At 73.9% G+C, this 3,002-nt stretch carries 1 pseudogene; it reads left to right on the forward strand.

From position 1 onward, the window contains the following. Nucleotides 1-3,002 (forward strand): annotated as a pseudogene (locus AC27VN_RS37545) (hemagglutinin); the annotation flags it as partial.

A 3,002-nucleotide genomic window follows, 5' to 3' on the forward strand; every position in this document is an offset into this window, starting at 1 on the left:
GGCAGGGCCCCGACTCGCTGCGCGCCGACCTGCGCCCGGGCCAGGCCGATCCCGCGCTCGCCTACGGCCGGGCGCGCATCGGCGTCGACCGCATCGAGGCCGGCGGCTTCGACAGCCTCTCGCTGCTGGTCAACGGCGTGATCAGCTTCGAGGACGGCGTGAACCTGCGGCTCGGCCAGGCCCTGCGCATGACCTCGGGCAGCTTCAGCCTCGCGCAGGGCTCGGGCGACGGCTCGCAGGTGCTGCTGGCGGCGCCCTACGTGCGCCTCGGGGGCAACACCGGCCTGGGCCGCGACAGGTACATCCTGCCGATCCCGGTCAATCCGCGCGTGCCGCGGCTGGCCGCCGGCTCGGGCCTGCGCATCGAGTCCTCGGTGCTCGACGTGATCGAGACCGTGGCCTTCGGCACCGCGGGCGCCCAGCCCGAGCTCGAGGGCAACGTGCAGGTCGAGCGCGACGGCTTCGAGCGCCTCGAACTGCGCAGCCAGGGCGACCTGCGGCTGCAGGCCTCGCTGGTGCGCGACCGCACCTCGCTCGAGACCGCGGGCGACCTGGTGCTCGCGGCCAGCCAGATCTATCCGGCCACCGGCGCGCGCGCCGAGATCCGTGCCGGCAAGAGGGGCGAGTTCGATACCTGGGGCAACTACAAGAACCTCTACGACACGGCGCGCAGCCTGCGCGTGGAGCGCATCGGCGAGGGCGAACCCGCCGTGCCGTACTCGGCCTTCGGCTCCCTGCTGCTGATGTCGGCCAACGTCGACCAGGGCGGCGTGGTGCGCGCGCCGCTGGGCAGCGTGACGCTGGGCCGTCCCGAGGGCCAGGCCGAGGACCTCGCCTCCACGGTGCTGCTGCGCGCGGGCAGCATCACCTCGACCAGCGGCGCCGGCCTGGCCATGCCCTACGGCGGCACCAAGGACGGCCTGACCTATGTCCACAACGGCCTCGACGCCGGCTACGTGGGCATCGGCGGCTCGGCGTCGGCTTTCGGCGGCGTCACGCTGCTCGGCGAGCGCATCGACGTGCAGGGCGGGGCGCTCATCGACCTGTCGGGCGGCGGCACGCTGACCGGCGCGGCCTTCCTCTCCGGCCGCGGCGGCTCCACCGACGCGCGGCTCAACCCGCTGGTGCAAAGCGGCACCGGCCGCTCGGCCTTCGTGCTGCCGGGCTTCGCGACCAATCCGGTCTACGCCATCGTGCCGGGCGCGCAGCCCGGTGCCGCGCCGATCGCGCCCGAGAAGGGCGCGGGCGACCCGATGGTCGGGCGCCAGGTCACCATCGGCGCGGGCGTGCCGGGCCTGCCGCCGGGCACCTACACGCTGTTGCCTTCGACCTACGCGCTGCTGCCGGGCGCCTTCCGCGTCGAGCTCAACGGGCTGGCGAGCGGCCAGGCGGCCTTCGGCGCCACGCAGGCGATGCGCAACGGCTCCTTCAGCACCGCGGGCCGGGTCAGTGTCGCCAACACCGGCATCCTCGACGCGCTGACCACGCAGCTGGTGGTGACGCCGGCCGACCTGCTGCGCACCTATTCCCAGTACAACGAGACCAGCTATGCCCAGTTCGGCCTCGACTGGGCCGCGCGCGACGGCGTGCCGCGCCCGCGCCTGGAGCGCGACGCGGGCCGGCTGACGCTGACCCCGGGCATCAAGCCGATGGAGGACCGCGGCATCCGCATCGCCGAAGGCACGGTGCGGCACGCGGCCGCGCCGGGCGGCTTCGGCAGCGAGCTGGTGGTGAGCGGCAGCACGCGCATGTTCGAGATCGTGGCCGCGGGCAAGGGGCCCACCGAGGGCTTCACCGGCGTCACGCTCGACGCCGGCATGCTCAACGGCATCGGCGCGGGCACCATGGCGATCGGCGGTGCGCCGCAGTCGCGCTTCGAGTCGGAGCGCAACACCCAGTCCTCGTACCTGGCCGGCTTCGGCACGGCCTACCAGGCCGCCAGCGGCATCGTGCTGCGCGAAGGCGCTGTGCTGTCGGCGCCACAGGTGTTCCTGGTCGCGGGCCAGCGCGACGGCGGGATCGTGCTCGAGCAGGGCGCGGCCATCGACACGCTGCGCCGCGGCCCGGTCTCCTGGGACTCGAAGGCCGGCTACGTCTTCAAGCCCGGCGATGTGTCGGTGCTCGCGGTCTCCAACGGCTGGCTCGACATGCTGGCCCCGAGCCTCAGCACCGACACCCGCTACGGCCAGGGGCCGATCCGCATCGGCGTGTGCGGCGGCAGCGTGCGCTGCGGCGGCACCACCACCCTCTATGCCGAGGGCACGATCACGGCCGCGACCGACCGCGCCTTCGAGCTCGGCGACTCGGTGCGCTACGGCGCGCGCAACCTGGTGCTGGCCGTGGGCGGCATCAACGTCGGCAGCGCCGAGGCGCTGGAGCGCGCCCGCGCGGGCGGCGCGCTGCCCGCGGGCATGACGCTGAACCAGCAGGTGCTCGACCGCCTGCTGCGCGGCGACACCAGCACCGGCGCGCCGGCGCTCGAGAACCTGGTGCTGACCGCGCGCGACTCGGTCAACTTCTACGAATCGGTGCGGCTGTCGACGCTGTCGTCCGCCAACGGCCAGCCCTCGCTGGCGCAACTGGTGCTGACCACGCCGGCCATCTACGGCCATGGCGGCGCCGGCGACGTGGCGCGCATCGAGACCGACACGCTGGTGTGGAACGGCTCGGCCTCGCCGGCCGGCGGCGTGATGAGCGGCGGCGCCGGCACCGGCAGCGGCCGGCTCGAGGTGGATGCGCGCGAGATCGTGTTCGGCTACGCGGCCCAGACCCAGCCCAAGTCGGTGATCTCGCACGACCGCCTGACCTTGGGCTTCGGCACGGTGGCGCTGAACGCCAGCGAACGCATCACGGCCAACCACCGCGGCAGCCTCGGCGTCTACCAGTCGCAGGGGGCCTGGAACGACAGCACCAAGGCCTTCGACCGCAGCGGCGGCGAGCTGCTGATCACCACGCCGCTGATGACCGGCAAGGCCGGCTCGGTCAACGACATCCGCGCGGGC

It is taken from the genome of Variovorax sp. 20P10.2.4, from assembly GCF_058244205.1.